Raw genomic sequence first — 16,644 nt, forward strand, 5'->3', positions numbered from 1 at the left:
GAGCGCGGCCTGACGCCCGCTCCGCTCAATCTTCGATCGCGGATTGCCGGCCATGATGATCGTCTATGCGGCGCGCGATGGTTCGCTCGAGCGGGTCGAGGTTAAGGACGGACGACTGCCGGACGACGTGGTGTGGATCGACATGATCGCCCCCACGCCGGACGAGGACCGGATGGTCGAGGCGCAGATCGGCGCCAGCGTGCCGACCCGGGACGAGATGGTCGAGATCGAGCCGTCGAGCCGGCTCTATGTCGAAGGCGGCGGCCGTTACATGACGGCCTCCCTGCTCTGTCAGGTCGAGAGCCCGATGCCGCGGCTGAGCGCCGTCACCTTCATCCTGACGAAGCGCGCGCTCATCACCGTCCGGTACGACGATCCCAAGCCGTTCGCTGTTTTCGCGGCGCGAGCCTGCAAGACTGCGCCGTCGATGCGGACGCCCGAGGCGGTGCTGATGGGGCTGTTCGACGCGGTCGTCGATCGACTGGCCGACATCCTCGAACATGTCGGGGCGGACGTCGAGGAGCTCTCCCAGATCATCTTCCAGCGCGCCGGATCGCAGGCCTACCGCAAGCCCTATCAGGAGCTTCTGAAGGCCATCGGGCGCAAGGGCGACGTGACCTCGAAGGCCCGCGAAAGCCTCGTGACGCTGCAGCGCGCCTTCCTCTATCTCGCGGCCGAAATCGACGGGGTGAAGCCCGCCAAGGAGGTCAAGGCGCAACTGCGGGCCATGCAGCGGGACGCGGCCTCGCTCACCGAGCACGCCAGCTTCCTCAACGACAAGATCACCTTCGTGCTGGACGCCATGCTGGGCATGGTGGGCCTCGCCCAGAACGACATCGTCAAGCTGTTCTCGGTCATGGCGGTCGTTTTCCTCCCGCCGACGCTGGTGGCCTCGATCTACGGCATGAACTTCGAACACATGCCGGAGCTCAAATGGACGTTCGGCTATCCTTACGCCCTGGGCCTGATGATCCTGAGCGCAGTGGTGCCATACCTGATCTTCAAATGGCGGCGGTGGCTCTAGGCGCTTACGCTTTATTATCGGGCCGCGGACTAAGATCCGAAGGCGTAATCCCGCTTCGCGGTGCCCGATGCCCAGTCTGCAGAACGTCATCGCAACCGGCCACGATCCGACGTCGTATCTTCTGCTGGTCGCCGGCTGCCTGATCGGTCCGATCCTGCTCGCGCTCGCGCTTGGCCGGGCGGAGCTGACCGAACGCGCCGAGCTCAAGACCATGTGGGTGGCGGTTGCGGCGGCGGTGTCTGCGGTCGCCATCTGGGGGGCGCACGTCACCGCCATCGCGCTGATCAATCCTGCCCTTGGCGCCGGCTACGATCTGCGGATGACGGCAGCCGCCTTCGTGATCGCGGTCGTCATGAGCGGCTTCGGCGTCTTCCTGCTGGCGCCTCAGATCGAACGCGGGAACTCCCTCCTTGCGGCCTCCTCGGGCGCGATCCTCGGGGCGGGCGTCGCCGCCACCCACTATGTGGGCGTCGCCGCTCTTCGGCTGCCCGGACGGATCTTCATCGATCAGGGTGAGATCATGCTCGCGGCGATCTGCGCGATCGCGGTGGCCGCCGCCGGCTTCGGACTGGCGGCGCGGCTGCGCTCCGGCGTCGGCCGGCTCGCCGGCGGCGTGCTGCTTGGCGGCTCCATTCTCCTGTTTCACGCGCTCGCGGGCGGCGCGGTGAGCTTTGCGCCGAACGCGCGCATCCGCGTGCCCGCCTCTGCGGTCGACGCCGGCGATCTGCTGCTGTTGCTTGCGGCTGCGGCAGGCGCCGCGCTGGCCGCCGTGATCGGCGCTGCGGTGTACGCCGGCCGCTCAGGCGACGTCGGCCAGAGTTCCCGCGACCGGGCCTTCGCCGACCTCACGCGTGAAGGCATCGTCATCTGCGCCGACCTGAAGATCGTCGACATCAACGCCGCCGCGGCGCGCCTCGCAGGCCTCGATCCGACGGTCATGCGGGGCCGCGCGTTTCGCGACTTCCTCGACGTTCCGGACCCGGACAGGGTGCTCTCAGCCTCGCTCGCGAAGCCCCAGGAGGCTGGACTGAAAGCGACGGGCGGCGAGACGGCCTGGGTCGAAATCTCCAGCCGCGATCTGGCGATCGACGGGCGCCAGCGCCGCGTCTTCACGCTCCGCGACCTGAGCGATCAGCGCCGCAAGGAGCACCAGATCCGGCACCTCGCCTATCATGATCCTCTGACCGGCCTCGCCAACCGCGCCGCCTTCAATGAGGCGCTGACGACCACCCTCAAGCGCGGCGGCGAAGTGGCGCTGTTCTGCGTCGACCTCGACAAGTTCAAGGAGGTCAACGACGTGTTCGGCCATTCGTCGGGCGACGAGGTGCTGCGCACCGCAGCCCGGCGGATCGTGGCCGCCGCGCCCGACGCGATGGTGTTCCGGCTTGGCGGCGACGAGTTCGTCGTCATCGGCACCGGACCGGACGCCGGCGACGCGGACAAGCTCGCCACGCGCCTGACCGAACGGCTCAACACCGAGACGGTGGTGGCGGGGCGCACGCTGCGCTGCGGCGCGAGCGTCGGCTTCGCAGTCTACCCGCATCACGGCGCCACCGCCGACGCGCTGTTCGCAAATGCGGACGCAGCCCTCTACCGGGCCAAGGCGGATGGCCGCGGCCTCGCGCGCGGCTTCGAACCGGAGATGGACCTCGCCCTTCGCGAGCGCCGGGCGCTCCAGCAGGACCTCGCGACCGCGGTTTCGCGCAACGAGATGTTTCTGCACTGGATGCCGCAGGCCAACACCAAGACCGGCGAGATCGTCGGCTTCGAGGCGCTGATCCGCTGGAAGCACCCGACCCGCGGCGTGGTGCCGCCGGTCGAGTTCATCCCCGTCGCCGAAGAGACCGCGGCGATCGTGCCGATCGGCGAATGGGTGCTGCGGACCGCCTGCAGGGAAGCCGCGCGTTGGATGCGGCCGGGCAAGGTGGCGGTCAATCTGTCGCCCGTCCAGTTCCAGCATGGCGACATCGTCGCGCTGGTCCATTCGATCCTGCTTGAGACCGGACTGGCCGCGACGCGCCTGGAGCTTGAGATCACCGAAGGCGTGCTGCTCGACAACCTGACGGGCGCGCTACAGACCCTGCGCCGGCTGAAGGCGCTCGGCGTGCAAATCGCAATGGACGATTTCGGGACCGGCTACTCCTCGCTGTCCTACCTCCAGGCGTTCCCGTTCGACCGCATCAAGATCGACGCCTCCTTCATCCGCACGCTGTCGACGAGCCCGCAGGCGAAGGCGATCGTGCGGGCGGTGGTGGCGCTCGGCGCGAGCCTCGACATGCCGATCACCGCGGAGGGCGTCGAGACGGCCGAACAGCGGGCGTTCCTGGCCGAGCTGAACTGCGAGGAGATCCAGGGCTACCTGGTCGGTCGGCCGAGCCCGGTCGTGTCGTTCGAGTCGCCCTTCGCCAAGCAGCGCATGCGCGCCGCCGGCTGAGGCGGCCCGAACCTAGACGTGCTGGCCGCCATTGATGTGGATCTCGGCGCCGGTGACGTAGGACGACATGTCGGTGCAGAGGAAGTAGATCGTCTTCGCGACCTCGTCCGGCGTGCCGAGGCGGCGCAGCGGGATCTGGTTGACCATCTTGTCGGTGCCGGGGGACAGGATCGCCGTGTCGATCTCCCCCGGCGCGATCGCGTTGACGCGCACGCCGAGCGGGCCGAAATCGGCGGCCATCTCGCGGGTCAGCGAGTTGAGCGCCGCCTTCGAAGTGGCGTAGGCCGCGCCCGCGAAGGGATGCACCCGCCCGCCCGCGATCGAGGTCACGTTGACGATCGATCCGCGGGCGGCGGTGAGTTCGTCGGCAAGGCCGCGCGCCAGCATGATGGGCGCGAAGAAGTTCACCTGAAACACCGTCTTCCAGTCGTCGAGAGCGGTGTCGATCGCGTTCAGCCGCGATCCCCCGGCCCCCTTGGGCGAAATGCCGGCGTTGTTGACGAGCGCGTGCAGCGCGCCGCCTTCGAGCCGCTCGCGCACCTCGGCGATCGCCGCGACCGTGCTGTCGACGTCCGCGAGGTCGACCTGGATATGGTCCTCCGGCCCGGCGCCCCACGGACACTCCTCCGGAAAGGCGTGGCGCGAGCAGGTGATGACGCGCCAGCCGGCCGCGGAGAACCGCTTGACGGTGGCGTGGCCGATGCCGCGGCTCGCGCCGGTCAGCAGCAGGGTCTTGCGCGGCTCGTTCGAGCCGGCCGGACGCGGCCGCGGGGTCGACGCGGGGGCGGCGCCGGGGCCCGGCCCCTGCGTCGTCGCGCTGGGCGCCGCGCTCATGGTCGGCACGGCGTCGCCCGTGCGGACGCCGGACATGGGGCAGGTGGCGGGCGGCGTGCCCGCCGGTCGGTCAGGCGTCGTCATCGCGGTCTTGGGGCCTTCATGGATAGAGGCGTGTGCGGACCCACGCGTCCGCCGCCGTCTTGCGGTGGAAGACCGCGCGGTCGTGCAGGCGGAAGGGCTGGTCGAGCCAGAACTCGATGGAGATGGGGATGATGCGATAGCCCGTCCACCAATCCGGCCTGGGGGGCTCGGCGCCGGCGAATTCGGCCTCGCGCGTCGCCACCGCCTGTTCCAGAACGGCGCGCGACGCCAGCGGCTTGGACTGCCGCGACGCCCAGGCGCCGATCCGGCTGAGTCTAGGACGGGTCGCGTAATAGGCGTCCGCCTCGGCGTCGCTGACGGGTTCGACCGGGCCGCGGACGCGGATCTGGCGGCGCAGCGACTTCCAGTGGAAAACCGCCGCCGCCCTTGGCTGCTCGGCAAGCTGCGCGCCCTTGGCGCTGCCGACATTGGTGTAGAAGACCAGCCCGCGCCGGTCGAAGCCGTTCATCAGGACGACGCGGACGTCCGGCATTCCGTCCTCGTCGACCGTCGCCAGCGCCATTGCGTTTGGGTCGTTGATCTCGGCGGCGCGAGCCTCTTCGAGCCAGGCCTCGATCACAGGGAAAGGGTCGTCGGCTGCGTGGAAGTCACCCGGCATTAACTGCTCCTGCCGTTCAATCCTGCGGCGATCAAGGAGTTCTGGAGTTTGTTGCGTAGCCTCGATCCGCCTCTGGCGACACGCGTTTCCTCTACACGAGCGTCGGCCGCGCTGCGAGCGCGACTGCTGCGCGGAGTCGTGGTTTCGGCGTTCGCTTTGCTCAGCGGCGCATGCAGCGTGACTTATCCGCTGTCCGGCGAAGCCGACGACATCAAGACCGGCAGCATCGACGCCCGCCCGGCGGCCGCCCCGCCGCGATCCGCGGACGCGGTGACCTCGGCGCCGCTCGGTCCGCCCGTGGGCGCGCAGGCGGCCGCTCCTCAGCCCGCCGCGAAGCCCGCCGCCTATGCGCCGACGGCCCCGCAGGAGCCTCCGGCGCTGACGCCGTCAGACTGGGCCTATGCGCGCGGCGCGCTCAGCATCGCCATGGCGGCCGACGCCACCAACGCCTCCGTGCCTTGGGCGAATCCCGATTCGGGCGCCTACGGGGCCTTCAGCGCCGCCGCGGGGGCGACCAACGAGAACGGTGCGACCTGCCGGCTGTTCACGGCGAGCCACAGCGCCGCCGGGCATGAGCAGCGTCTCGAAGGCACCGCCTGCCGCACCGCCGCCGGCTATTGGGAGGCGGTCGCGATCCGCACCGCCGCCAGCCGAACGCTCTGACGTCGGCCGGGAGCGTGTGACGGCGCGCCTGCGGCGACCGGACCTGTTGCATTGATGTTACAGGCGCCCACATTAAGGACGAAACGGGCCGTGCGCTAGACTGCGGCGCGCGGCTTCTCTCGAAACACGGATTCCTCGACGCGATGCGCGATCCCTATGACGTGCTCGGCGTGCCGCGTTCGGCGAGCGCCGCCGACATCAAGAAAGCCTACCGGAAGCTCGCCAAGACCTGGCACCCGGACCAGAAGCCCGACGACCCGACGGCGAAGGAGCGCTTCGCCGAGATCGGCTCGGCCTATGAGCTGCTGTCGGACGCCGAGAAGCGCGCGCAGTTCGACCGCGGCGAGATCGACGCGGAAGGCAAGCCGCGCTTCCAGGGTTTTGGGGGCGGGCAGGGCGGCCCGTGGGGCGCCGGCGCCGGCGCGAGCGGCCCGTGGGGCCAGCGCGGCCAGCGCTTCGACTATGAGTTCAGCCCCGGCGGCCCATTCGGTGGGACGCGCACGCGCTCCGGCGTCGGCGGCGACGACATACTGGATGAGCTTCTGGGCGCCTTCGGCGGCCGCCGTCCGCGCGCCGGCGCCGGTTTTGGCGGCGAGCCGCCGAAGGGCGAGGACCTGCGCGCTGAGCTGACCGTGCCGTTCCGCGATTGGGCGCGCGGCGGCAAGCAGCGCGTGCGCCTGCCGACCGGCAAGGAGCTCAACATCTCGGTGCCGGCCGGCATCGAGGAAGGCAAAACCATCCGCCTCAAGGGCCAGGGCGCGCCGAGCGGCCTCGGCGGCGAGCCGGGCGACGCGCTGATCGTCATCCGGGTCGCGCCGGATCCGGAATTCCGCGCCGAGGGCGACGACCTGCGGGTCGAGGTGCCGATCACGATCTACGAGGCGGTGCTCGGCGGGAAGGTGCGCGTGCCGACCCTCGACGGCGCCGTGGAGATGACGGTGCCGGCAGGCTCCGATGGCGGCCGCACCTTGCGGCTGCGCGGCAAGGGCATCGGCAAGAAGGGCGCGGCCGGCGATCTGCTAGTCGAGCTGAGAATCGCCCTGCCCAAAGGCGGCGACCCGCGACTCACCGCCGTCGCCCAGACGCTGAAGGACGAGGCGCCCTACGACCCGCGGGGGTGAGGGGCGGCGGTGTCAGTGCCGGCGCCGAAGGCAGAGCGGCGTGAAAATCCGCGTCGCCATCGAGCCGCCGGCGCCGACACGCGCAACAGCCTTCATGCTCGCCACACTCATGGCCCGGAAGCGTTAGGCAGCCCTCTTTCCATGAAGGCGACGCGGTGACCGGATCGCTCTCTTCAGGTCAGCGCGCGAGGCGAACGGCCACGCGTCATAGTCTCCGGCCGCTAGGAACGCCGCCGCTTCGTCAGGAGAAAGCGCGTGGAGCTGCCCCAACAGGCGGCGGATCCACGCCCCTCCCGCTCTAACCCTTTTTCTTGGGTCAGAACCGGGCCACGCGATTTTTGGCCAAATGTATTCGTCCGCGCCATCCAGGAACACGATCCAACGGATGGTCTCGCGTTTCACGTCGGGGGAAACTCTATAGCGGCCAGTTAGCTTGTGTACAGAGTAGTCATGATAAATGAGCCAAGCCGTGTCATAGATGGCCGGCACGGCTTGGTCGCTGGTCTCGGGTTCTGAGAACTCGAATTCCTCATTGGTGATTTGCCCGGAGATCAAGCGCCGGAGCGCCTGTGCTGCTTGGTCACGAGCCGGGCGGTCGATCATCAACGAAGCTCCCGCTTCGGTCGACAGGAAAACTGGGATCAATACGGACGCCAACCTAACCCACAGTCAAGGACGATCTGTGGACCCAAGGCGGATTAACCCCGCCGCTTGCGACGTCCGAATTGATGCTTTGACCGAATCTGAAAGATTGGCGGAGACGGAGGGATTCGAACCCTCGAGACCCGTTTCCAGGTCTGCTCATTTAGCAAACGAGTGCCTTCAGCCTCTCGGCCACGTCTCCGTGGCGGCAGGGGTACACGGGGCGGTTCGGGCGGTCAACGCCCGAACGCGGTCAATGGGCGGCAAGCCACTCGCGCGCCGCGCGCTGGGCCTCGGCGATCTCGGCGGCGCTCATCTCGAGCGCCAGTTCGCGTCGCATGCGGACCGCTTCGGCGACGCCGTCGCGGGCGGCGAGGTTGAACCATTTGTGCGCGGCCACACGGTCGATCGCGCCATAGCGCCCGACCGCGCAGGTCATGCCGAGCTGGAAGAACACCGCGCCGGACGCGACCGCGCCGAGCGCGCCGCATTCGATGATGTTGGACATGTCGTAGCGGGCCATCGCCTGATCCTCTGTCTTGGCCGGCCGGGCGGCCTTCCGTTCTGCACCGGCGCCGTCGAGCGCTTGTTCAGAACACTATCCGCCCCGATTTCTACTTCTCGATTAAAGCTTTACATGAATGCAATTTGAACAATTCGCAAACTGACGGTAAAAGTAAGATCCCATTCACTGCGCGACCGTTAGAGGCTCTTGGCTACACTGGCGCGGCGAAAGGAAGCATTAGCGACGACCCTTCACCCGCCGCCAACCACGCCGCGAGAATTGTCCGGCGGTCGGGAGGAGGGGCCCGGGCGCTCGCGCGCCGGCTCGGAAGGGCCGGAGCAGAACGCATTCTTCCCAAGGCGACAGAAGAGTTTCCGGCGCAGGCAAGTTAGTTCCGAGGCGAAGCAATAAATTTTTCCCTGATCTGAGCGGGGTCTTTTCTTGATCTGAGGCGTGCGCGCAGCAGATGGCGTGCGAAGCCTTCGCCGGCTGGGATCGAAAGCCTCAACCAGTCGCGCATCATCATGGGAGTTCAACAAAATGTCGAAGCTGATGAAAGCTGTGGCGTCGGGCGCCTTCGCGGCGGGGCTGGCGATCGCGCCGCTCGCGGCGATCGCTCAGGAGCAGCCCGCGCGGTCGACCGGCGACACCGACAACGCGCAGGACCAGCGCACGAACGAGCAGGTGCGCAGGACGCCGCCCATGGGGGGCTCGGAAAAGCCGACCGGTCCCAGCGGCACCAGCACGACCAGCAATGACGAGGGCGCCGGGGTCCATCCGGTGCCGCAGGCGCCGGCCGGGGCGGGTTCGGCGGCGACGTCCGGCGGCTCGGGCTCAAAGCCGATGCCCCACACCGATACGCGGAACTGACGTTTCGCTTCTCGGGTCGAGAAAAAGAAAGGCCGCCGCGGACACCGCGGCGGCCTTTTTCGTCAGAGACGCCTGCCGAGCACGACGCCAGCGATCGTCGCGATCAGCATCATGTTGATGACGCGCTTGCGGCTGCGCTTCGGCTGAGCCGGGGGCGGAACGGCATCCGAGCGTTTGGCCGGCGGAGGGCGTGTCGCGTTCAACGCGGCGCCCGCCGCCCCGATCTGCGTCATGCGGGTAAGCATCGGCGGTGTGGCGGGCTTCGGCGTCCGCGTGCCGATCCAGGCGAGCAGGGCCGCAATCAGGATCAGAACGGCGGCGACGATCACCGGCGACCAGATCGCGCCCACATGCGGCGCCAGCCCGATGATCGCTGCAGCCGTTAGCGCGCCGAGCCCCAGCAAGCCGAGCACGCCCGCGATCCCCAGAAAGATCGCCGTGCGTTTCAGTCGAGCGACCTTGCGCCCGAGATTGAATGTCGCCAGTGCCGCGCCTGCCTGCAGCAGCAGGCGTAACATCAGTGACGGCTCCGGCCGAGCGCGCCTACGACATAACCGAGGCCGAGCGCGACCAGCACGGCCGTGAGCGGGTTCTCGACGATGGTCGCGCTGAGGTCGTCGGCGGCCGCCTGGGCGCGCGCGCGGGCGTCGTCGGCTGCGGCGCTGGCGCGGTTCATCCCCTCGCGTGCGGCGCTGCGGGCCGTCGCGGCGCTGTCGGACACCAGCGTCGAGAGAGTCTCGGTCAGCGTAGCGACGTCCTTCCTCAGCGTCTCGAGATCCGCCTCAACCGACGAAGCTCGCGCGCCGGTGGCGCCCGAGGCGCCCTGGGTGGTGTCAGACATTGCAGCGATCTCCTGGTCTGGTCGTCATCCGCGGCGCGATCGTCGCAGCCGCGCACGCTCGAGAAGTGGCGCTCAGGGAACGCCCGCCAAGGGCCCTATGTTCCGACGGCGTGCGGTCAGGCGCCCCGCGCGCGCTGTCCGAACAGAATGGCCTGCGCGGCCTTGTCCTGGGCGAGATCGAGGGTGGGACCATCCACCTTGACCGCAAGGCCCCGCGCGACGGCCGGCCGGGCCAGCATCGTGTCGATCCAGCGCGCGACTTCGGGAAACTCGGCGAGGTCCTGGCCCTGCTTGTCCCAGAGCTTCGCCCAACCGATCGTCGCCATGTCGGCGATCGTATAGTCGCCGCAGATGAAGTCGCGGCCCTTCAGCCGCTGATTAAGCACGCCGTAGAGCCTGTGCGCCTCGTTGACGTAGCGGTCGATAGCGTAAGGAACTTTCTCCGGGGCGTAGTTCCGGAAGTGGTGCACCTGCCCGAGCATCGGGCCAAATCCGCCGACCTGCCAGAACAGCCATTCCTCGACCTCGATGCGCCGCCGTTCGTCGGCCGGATAGAACTTCCCCGTCTTGCGGCCGAGATATTGGAGGATCGCTCCCGACTCGAAGACCGAAACGGGCGCGCCGTCGGGGCCGGCGGGATCGACGATCGCCGGCATCTTGTTGTTCGGCGAGATCTTGAGAAATTCGGGCGTGAACTGCTCGCCTTTGCCAATGTTGACCGGAACCACGCGGTAGGGCAGGCCGCATTCCTCCAGCATGATGGTGATCTTCCAGCCGTTCGGCGTCGGCCAGTAGTGCAACTCGATCGGCTGCGTGGTCGCTTCGGCCATGGCTCGCATCCCTTTCCGGTTCCGTTGGCGCTCAAGCTAAGCAGAGGCGGCGCCCGCACAAGGGACCGTTCGCCGCGCCGCCGCCTCTGGGACGCCAGGGCAGGTGCGCTGCGGCCGGCGAAGGCCTATCCTTGTTCAGGAAGCCTCGCGACAGGGTGCTTATGCTCGACAAACTGGATTTTCTTCTCGCGCTCGCTCAGGAGCGCCATTTCGGCCGCGCTGCAGAGACCTGCGGCGTAACGCAACCCACGCTTTCCGCCGGCGTCAAACAGCTCGAGGATCAGCTCGGCGTGCGGCTGGTGGAGCGCGGCTCGCGCTTCCATGGCTTCACCCCCGAGGGCGAACGCGCGCTCGAATGGGCGCGCCGCATCGTGGGCGACGCCCGCGCCATGCGGCAGGACATCGACGCGCTGAAGCGGGGCGTGGTCGGCCATCTGCGGATCGCGGTCATTCCGACCGCGCTGCCAATGGTGGCGCAGCTCACGACGCCGTTCCGCGCCAAGCATCCCGACGTCCGCTTCACCATCCTCAGCAGCACGAGCCTCGACATCGGCACGGCGCTCGACAATCTCGAGATCGACGCCGGCGTCACCTATTTGGACAACGAGCCGCTCGGCCGCGTCTCCGCAGTCCCGATCTGGCGAGAGGGTTACAGGCTGCTGACCTCCGCCGGCGGCCCGCTGGGCGATCGCGAGACGGTGACATGGCGGGAGGTCGGCAGGCTCCCGCTCTGTCTTCTCACCACCGACATGCAGAACCGCCGCATCGTCGAAGGTCTTCTGCGGGAGGCTGGCGTCGCGCCCGCGCCGACGCTCGAGTCGAATTCGACCGTCGTGCTGTTCGCCCATGTCCGCACCGGAGCCTGGGCGAGCGTGATGCCGCAAAGCTTCGGAGAAACGATGGGGCTTCCGCCCAACGTCCGGTCGATCCCGATCGTCGAGCCGGAAGTGGTTCACACCGTCGGTCTGGTGGTTCCGCACCGCGATCCAATGACGCCGGCCACCAAAGCCCTTGTGGCTGAAGCCAAGGCGCTGGCCGCGAAGGTCGCCGTCGCGCGACCCGCGGCCGAGGATGCTTCATAGAAAACTTCTATCGCGCGACGAGACACGCGGATTGATTCCGGCAGTAAGGAGGACCCACTCTCTGCAATAAGAAAAAATATATGGAGGACACGCGGCAGCATGACCATGGGTCATTCGGTCACCGTCGCCGCCCGCGGCTGTTACGAGACGTGGACGCCGGCGCGCGGTTCGGAAATCATCGCCGAGCACCTTCCGATGGAAGGCGCTGCGATGCCCATCCTGCACGCGATGCAGGCGACCTTCGGCTACGTGCCTCAGGACGCGGTGCCTCTGATCGCGAGCGCGCTCAATCTCTCGCGCGCCGAAGTGCATGGCACGCTCACATTCTATCATGAGTTTCGCCACGAGCCTGCCGGCAAGCACGTCGTAAAGGTCTGCGTCGCCGAGGCCTGTCAGGCAGCCGGCGGCCGCGCGACCGCCGCAAAGATCTCCGAGACGCTGAACGTCGGATACGGCGAAACCAGGCCGGACGGGCAGGTCACCCTCGAGCCGATCTACTGTTTGGGCCTGTGCAGCTGTGCGCCCGCGGCCATGGTCGACGGCCGGCTGATCGGCCGCATCGATGACGAGGAGATCGAAGAGATCGCCGCGGAGTGCCGGGCATGACGACGCGCATCTACGTCCCCGGCGACGCGGGCGCCGTCGCGCTCGGCGCCGACAAGGTCGCAAAGGCTTTCGCCGACGCGCTGGCGCGGCGTGGCGTCGACGCGCAGATCGTGCGCAACGGCTCGCGCGGCATGTTCTGGCTGGAGCCGCTGGTCGAGGTGGTCACGCCCGCAGGCCGCGTCGGCTACGGTCCTGTGAAAGCGCGGGACGTTGAGACGCTGCTCGACGCCGGCCTGCTCGAAGGCAAGGGAGACGCGCTCCGTCTCGGCGACGTCGAGCAGATTCCGTTCTTCGCCAGGCAGGAGCGCTTCACCTTCAAACGCGTCGGCCTGACGGACCCGTTCTCGCTCGACGACTACCGGGCTTACGGCGGCTACAAGGGCCTCGAGCGAGCGATCGAACTCGGCGCCGCGGCGACGGTCGAGGAGGTCTTCGACTCCGGCCTGCGCGGCCGCGGCGGCGCGGGCTTCCCGACCGGCATCAAGTGGCGCACCGTCGCCCAGTGCCCTCCCGGGCAGAAGTACATCGTCTGCAACGCCGACGAGGGCGACAGCGGCACGTTCGCCGACCGCATGATCATGGAAGGCGATCCCTTCCAGCTGATCGAGGGCATGACGATCGCGGGTCTCGCGGTCGGCGCCACCAAGGGCTACGTCTACTGCCGCTCTGAATACCCGCACGCGGTCGCGGCGATGAACAGGGCGATCCGGGTCGCCCGCATGGCGGGCTATCTCGGCCGCAGCGTCGCCGGCTCGGACTACGCCTTCGACATGGAAGTGCGGGTCGGGGCAGGGGCCTATGTGTGCGGCGAGGAGACTTCGCTGCTCGAAAGCCTCGAGGGCAAGCGCGGCCTCGTCCGCGCCAAGCCGCCGCTGCCGGCCCACAAGGGTCTGTTCGGCAAGCCGACGGTCATCAACAACGTCATCTCGCTGGCTTCCGTGCCGTTCATTCTGGCTGAGGGCGCCAAGGCCTACGCGGACGTCGGCTTCGGCCGCTCGCGCGGCACCATGCCGATCCAGCTCGCCGGCAACGTCAAATATGGCGGCCTCTACGAGATCGCCTTCGGCGTGACGCTGGGCGAACTGGTCGATGAGGTCGGCGGCGGCACGTTCACCGGCCGTCCCGTTCGAGCCGTGCAGGTCGGGGGGCCCCTCGGGGCCTATTTCCCGCGCTCCTACTTCGAGACGCCCTTCGACTACGAAGCCTTCGCCAAGCGAGACGGCCTGATCGGGCATGGCGGCATCGTGGTGTTCGATGACAGCGTCGACATGGTCGAGCAGGCGCGCTTCGCGATGGAGTTCTGCGCCATCGAGAGCTGCGGAAAGTGCACGCCCTGCCGCATCGGCTCCACCCGCGGCGTCGAGATGCTCGATCAGGTCATCGCCGGGGGCGCGGGGCGCGAGCGGGCGCTCACGATCGTCGAAGACCTTTGCCACACGATGAAGCTGGGATCGCTCTGCGCGCTCGGCGGCTTCACGCCGTATCCGGTGATGAGCGCCATCACCCATTTCCCTGAAGATTTCGGGCGTGGCCCGGCCATGCTCGCAGCGGAGTGAGGGAAACGTCATGAGCCTCATCCAAGAGATCGATTACGGCACCCCCGCCTCGACCGCGGAGAAGACCGTCAGCCTGATGATCGACGGCCAGCAGGTCACGGTTCCGGAAGGGACCTCGATCATGCGGGCGGCGATGGAGATCAACAACGAGATCCCCAAGCTCTGCGCGACCGACTCGGTGGAGGCGTTCGGCTCCTGCCGTCTCTGCCTGGTCGAGATCGAAGGCCGCGCCGGCACGCCGGCCTCCTGCACCACGCCGGTGATGGACGGCATGGTGGTGAAGACCCAGACGCCGCGGCTGAAGCAGCTGCGCAAGGGCGTCATGGAGCTCTACATCTCCGACCACCCGCTCGACTGCCTGACCTGCTCGGCGAACGGCGACTGCGAACTGCAGGACATGGCCGGCGTCGTCGGTCTGCGCGAGGTCCGCTACGGCTACGAGGGCGAGAACCACATCGTCTCCAAGAAGGACGAGTCGAACCCCTACTTCACCTACGATCCGTCGAAGTGCATCGTCTGTTCGCGCTGCGTGCGCGCCTGTGAGGAGGTGCAGGGCACCTTCGCGCTGACGATCTCCGGCCGCGGCTTCGACAGCCGCGTCTCCGCTGGCATGAACGAGCCCTTCATCACCTCGGAATGCGTGTCCTGCGGCGCATGTGTGCAGGCCTGCCCAACGGCGACGCTGCAGGAGAAGTCGGTCTACGACATCGGGACGCCGGAGCATTCCGTCGTCACCACCTGCGCCTATTGCGGCGTGGGCTGCTCCTTCAAGGCCGAGATGCGCGGCGACGAACTCGTCCGCATGACGCCGTGGAAGGACGGCAAGGCAAACCGCGGCCACTCCTGCGTCAAGGGCCGCTTCGCCTATGGCTACGCGCAGCACCAGGACCGCATCCTCAAGCCGATGATCCGCGCCAACATCACGGATCCGTGGCGCGAGGTCTCGTGGGAGGAGGCGATCTCCTACACGGCCTCAGAGTTCAAGCGCATCCAGGGCAAGTATGGCCGCTCGTCGGTCGGCGGCATCACCTCGTCGCGCTGCACCAACGAGGAGACCTACCTCGTTCAGAAGCTGGTGCGCGCCGGCTTCGGCAACAACAATGTCGACACCTGCGCCCGCGTCTGCCACTCGCCGACTGGCTACGGCCTGAAGACGACGTTCGGCACCTCGGCCGGCACGCAGGATTTCGACTCGATCGAGCAGACCGACGTGATCTTCGTCATCGGGGCGAACCCGACCGACGGCCATCCGGTGTTCGGCTCGCGCATGAAGAAGCGGCTGCGACAGGGCGCGCGGCTGATCGTCGTCGATCCGCGCCGCATCGACCTGGTGAAGAGCCCGCACATCCAGGCCGACTTCCACCTGCCGCTGCGCCCGGGCACGAACGTGGCGCTGGTGACCGCGTTCGCGCATGTGATCGTGACCGAGGGCCTCGTGAACGAGGAGTTCGTCCGCGAGCGGGCGGACCTCGACACCTTCCATGACTGGGCCGAGTTCGTCTCGGAGGAGCGCCATTCGCCGGAGGCGACCGAAAGTCTGACAGGCGTCCCCGCCCATCTCGTTCGGGGGGCCGCGCGGCTCTATGCGACCGGCGGCAACGCCGCGATCTTCTATGGCCTCGGCGTCACGGAGCACAGCCAGGGCACCACGACCGTGATGGCGATCGCAAACCTCGCCATGGCGACTGGCAACATCGGTCGCGAGGGCGTCGGCGTGAACCCGCTGCGCGGCCAGAACAACGTGCAGGGCTCGTGCGACATGGGCTCGTTCCCGCACGAGTATCCGGGCTACCGCCATGTCAGCCAGGACGACACCCGCGAGCTCTACGAAAGGCTCTGGGGCGTTCCGCTCGATCCCGAGCCCGGCCTGCGCATTCCGAACATGCTGGACGCGGCCGTCGACGGCACCTTCAAGGGGCTCTACGTGCAGGGCGAGGACATCGCCCAGTCCGACCCCGACGCTCAGCATGTCATCGGCGGGCTGAAGGCCATGGAATGCGTGGTCGTGCAGGACCTGTTCCTGAACGAGACCGCGAACTACGCGCATGTGTTCCTGCCGGGCTGCTCCTTCCTCGAGAAGGACGGCACCTTCACCAACGCCGAACGGCGCATCCAGCGCATCCGCAAGGTGATGGCGCCGAAGAACGGCTATGGCGACTGGGAGATCACGCTGATGATCGCCAAGGCCATGGGCTACGAAATGGACTACAGCCATCCGTCCGAGATCATGGACGAGATCGCCGCCTCCACGCCGAGCTTTAGTGGCGTCTCCTTCGCCAAGCTCGAGGAACTCGGTTCGGTGCAGTGGCCCTGCAACGAGGAGGCTCCGGAAGGCACGCCGACCATGCACATCGGCGAGTTCGTCCGCGGCAAGGGCAACTTCGTCATCACCGAATATGTGGCGACGGATGAGAAGGTGGGACCACGCTTCCCGCTGCTTCTCACCACGGGCCGCATCCTCAGCCAGTACAATGTCGGCGCGCAGACTCGCCGCACCGAGAATTCGCGGTGGCACGAGGAGGACCGGCTGGAGATGCATCCGGTCGACGCCGAGGATCGCGGCGTCCGCGACGGGGACTGGGTGACGTTGCGCAGCCGCGCGGGCGAGACGAGCCTGCGGGCCCTGATCACCGACCGGGTGGCGCCGGGGGTCGTCTACACGACCTTCCACCATCCGAACACGCAGGCGAACGTCATCACCACCGACTTCTCGGACTGGGCGACTAACTGCCCAGAGTACAAGGTGACGGCGGTGCAGGTCTCGCCCTCCAACGGGCCAAGCGCCTGGCAGGAGGAGTATGAGGAGCACTCGAGGCTCAGCCGCCGCATTCTCGCGGAGGCGGCCGAGTAGGCTCCGGCGTCGCAAAGCCATCCCGGACGGCTGACGCCGGACCGGGTTGGCGGCTGCAGAATAGGGCGTCATCCTCCGGCTC

16 protein-coding genes and 1 tRNA gene are annotated in these 16,644 nt (G+C 67.9%); 9 read left to right on the top strand and 8 right to left on the bottom strand.

Annotated elements, in window-relative coordinates; translation table 11 throughout:
* The first annotated feature begins 52 nt into the window (after positions 1 to 52).
* Both VM780_RS09770 and VM780_RS09775 read left to right on the top strand, forming a co-directional pair.
* Positions 53 to 1,024, top strand: coding sequence for a magnesium transporter CorA family protein (locus VM780_RS09770; RefSeq protein ID WP_325447086.1), 972 nt, complete (start codon positions 53 to 55; stop codon positions 1,022 to 1,024).
* Between the two features lie 67 nt (positions 1,025 to 1,091).
* Positions 1,092 to 3,458: a bifunctional diguanylate cyclase/phosphodiesterase gene (locus VM780_RS09775; protein WP_325447087.1), complete on the top strand. Its 2,367-nt coding sequence runs from the start codon at positions 1,092 to 1,094 to the stop codon at positions 3,456 to 3,458.
* Positions 3,459 to 3,470: 12 nt separating this feature from the next.
* Here VM780_RS09775 and VM780_RS09780 read toward each other — a convergent pair whose 3' ends face one another.
* Positions 3,471 to 4,376, bottom strand: coding sequence for an SDR family oxidoreductase (locus tag VM780_RS09780; RefSeq protein WP_325447088.1), 906 nt, complete (start codon positions 4,374 to 4,376; stop codon positions 3,471 to 3,473).
* Between the two features lie 16 nt (positions 4,377 to 4,392).
* Positions 4,393 to 4,995, bottom strand: a complete 603-nt coding sequence (pdxH, locus tag VM780_RS09785; protein WP_325447089.1) for a pyridoxamine 5'-phosphate oxidase — start codon at positions 4,993 to 4,995, stop codon at positions 4,393 to 4,395.
* Positions 4,996 to 5,172: 177 nt separating this feature from the next.
* Here pdxH and VM780_RS09790 point away from each other — a divergent pair, with 177 nt between their 5' ends.
* Together VM780_RS09790 and VM780_RS09795 are read left to right on the top strand one after the other, a co-directional pair.
* The gene (locus VM780_RS09790; RefSeq protein WP_325447090.1) at positions 5,173 to 5,658 is read left to right on the top strand and encodes an RT0821/Lpp0805 family surface protein; all 486 of its coding nucleotides are present in this window, start codon (positions 5,173 to 5,175) and stop codon (positions 5,656 to 5,658) included.
* Positions 5,659 to 5,801: 143 nt separating this feature from the next.
* Positions 5,802 to 6,779 carry a J domain-containing protein gene (locus VM780_RS09795; RefSeq protein ID WP_325447091.1) on the top strand — a complete coding sequence of 326 codons (978 nt, stop codon included), beginning with the start codon at positions 5,802 to 5,804 and terminating at the stop codon, positions 6,777 to 6,779.
* Between the two features lie 123 nt (positions 6,780 to 6,902).
* Here VM780_RS09795 and VM780_RS09800 read toward each other — a convergent pair whose 3' ends face one another.
* The 3 genes from VM780_RS09800 to VM780_RS09810 form a co-directional block, all read right to left on the bottom strand.
* A complete protein-coding gene (locus tag VM780_RS09800) occupies positions 6,903 to 7,382 on the bottom strand; it encodes a hypothetical protein (protein WP_325447092.1) in 480 nt (159 codons plus the stop codon).
* A gap of 149 nt (positions 7,383 to 7,531) precedes the next feature.
* Positions 7,532 to 7,623, bottom strand: a tRNA-Ser gene (locus VM780_RS09805).
* Positions 7,624 to 7,674: 51 nt separating this feature from the next.
* The gene (locus VM780_RS09810; RefSeq protein ID WP_325447093.1) at positions 7,675 to 7,944 is read right to left on the bottom strand and encodes a sel1 repeat family protein; all 270 of its coding nucleotides are present in this window, start codon (positions 7,942 to 7,944) and stop codon (positions 7,675 to 7,677) included.
* A 522-nt stretch (positions 7,945 to 8,466) separates the two neighbouring features.
* Between VM780_RS09810 and VM780_RS09815 the strand changes: the two genes are divergently transcribed.
* Positions 8,467 to 8,796, top strand: a complete 330-nt coding sequence (locus tag VM780_RS09815) for a hypothetical protein (protein WP_325447094.1) — start codon at positions 8,467 to 8,469, stop codon at positions 8,794 to 8,796.
* Between the two features lie 62 nt (positions 8,797 to 8,858).
* Here VM780_RS09815 and VM780_RS09820 read toward each other — a convergent pair whose 3' ends face one another.
* The 3 genes from VM780_RS09820 to VM780_RS09830 form a co-directional block, all read right to left on the bottom strand.
* On the bottom strand, positions 8,859 to 9,314 hold the full coding sequence (locus tag VM780_RS09820) for a phage holin family protein (protein ID WP_325447095.1): 456 nt from the start codon (positions 9,312 to 9,314) through the stop codon (positions 8,859 to 8,861).
* Entirely contained in the window at positions 9,314 to 9,637 is a 324-nt protein-coding gene (locus VM780_RS09825) for a hypothetical protein (RefSeq protein WP_325447096.1), read from the bottom strand. Before VM780_RS09825 ends, VM780_RS09820 begins: the two co-directional genes overlap by 1 nt.
* Positions 9,638 to 9,753: 116 nt before the next feature.
* Positions 9,754 to 10,467 (bottom strand): glutathione S-transferase N-terminal domain-containing protein, encoded by a 714-nt coding sequence (locus VM780_RS09830; protein WP_325447097.1) that lies wholly within the window; start codon positions 10,465 to 10,467, stop codon positions 9,754 to 9,756.
* A gap of 161 nt (positions 10,468 to 10,628) precedes the next feature.
* Between VM780_RS09830 and VM780_RS09835 the strand changes: the two genes are divergently transcribed.
* The 4 genes from VM780_RS09835 (at position 10,629) to fdhF (ending at position 16,562) form a co-directional block, all read left to right on the top strand.
* Positions 10,629 to 11,549, top strand: a complete 921-nt coding sequence (locus tag VM780_RS09835) for a LysR family transcriptional regulator (RefSeq protein ID WP_325447098.1) — start codon at positions 10,629 to 10,631, stop codon at positions 11,547 to 11,549.
* Positions 11,550 to 11,648: 99 nt separating this feature from the next.
* Positions 11,649 to 12,155, top strand: coding sequence for a formate dehydrogenase subunit gamma (locus VM780_RS09840; protein ID WP_414652810.1), 507 nt, complete (start codon positions 11,649 to 11,651; stop codon positions 12,153 to 12,155).
* Positions 12,152 to 13,711 carry an NADH-quinone oxidoreductase subunit NuoF gene (locus tag VM780_RS09845; RefSeq protein WP_325447099.1) on the top strand — a complete coding sequence of 520 codons (1,560 nt, stop codon included), beginning with the start codon at positions 12,152 to 12,154 and terminating at the stop codon, positions 13,709 to 13,711. Before VM780_RS09840 ends, VM780_RS09845 begins: the two co-directional genes overlap by 4 nt.
* Positions 13,712 to 13,721: 10 nt before the next feature.
* A complete protein-coding gene (fdhF, locus tag VM780_RS09850) occupies positions 13,722 to 16,562 on the top strand; it encodes a formate dehydrogenase subunit alpha (RefSeq protein WP_325447100.1) in 2,841 nt (946 codons plus the stop codon).
* Positions 16,563 to 16,644: the final 82 nt, after the last annotated feature.

Source organism: Hansschlegelia sp. (assembly GCF_035538955.1).
GTDB lineage: Bacteria > Pseudomonadota > Alphaproteobacteria > Rhizobiales > Methylopilaceae > Methylopila.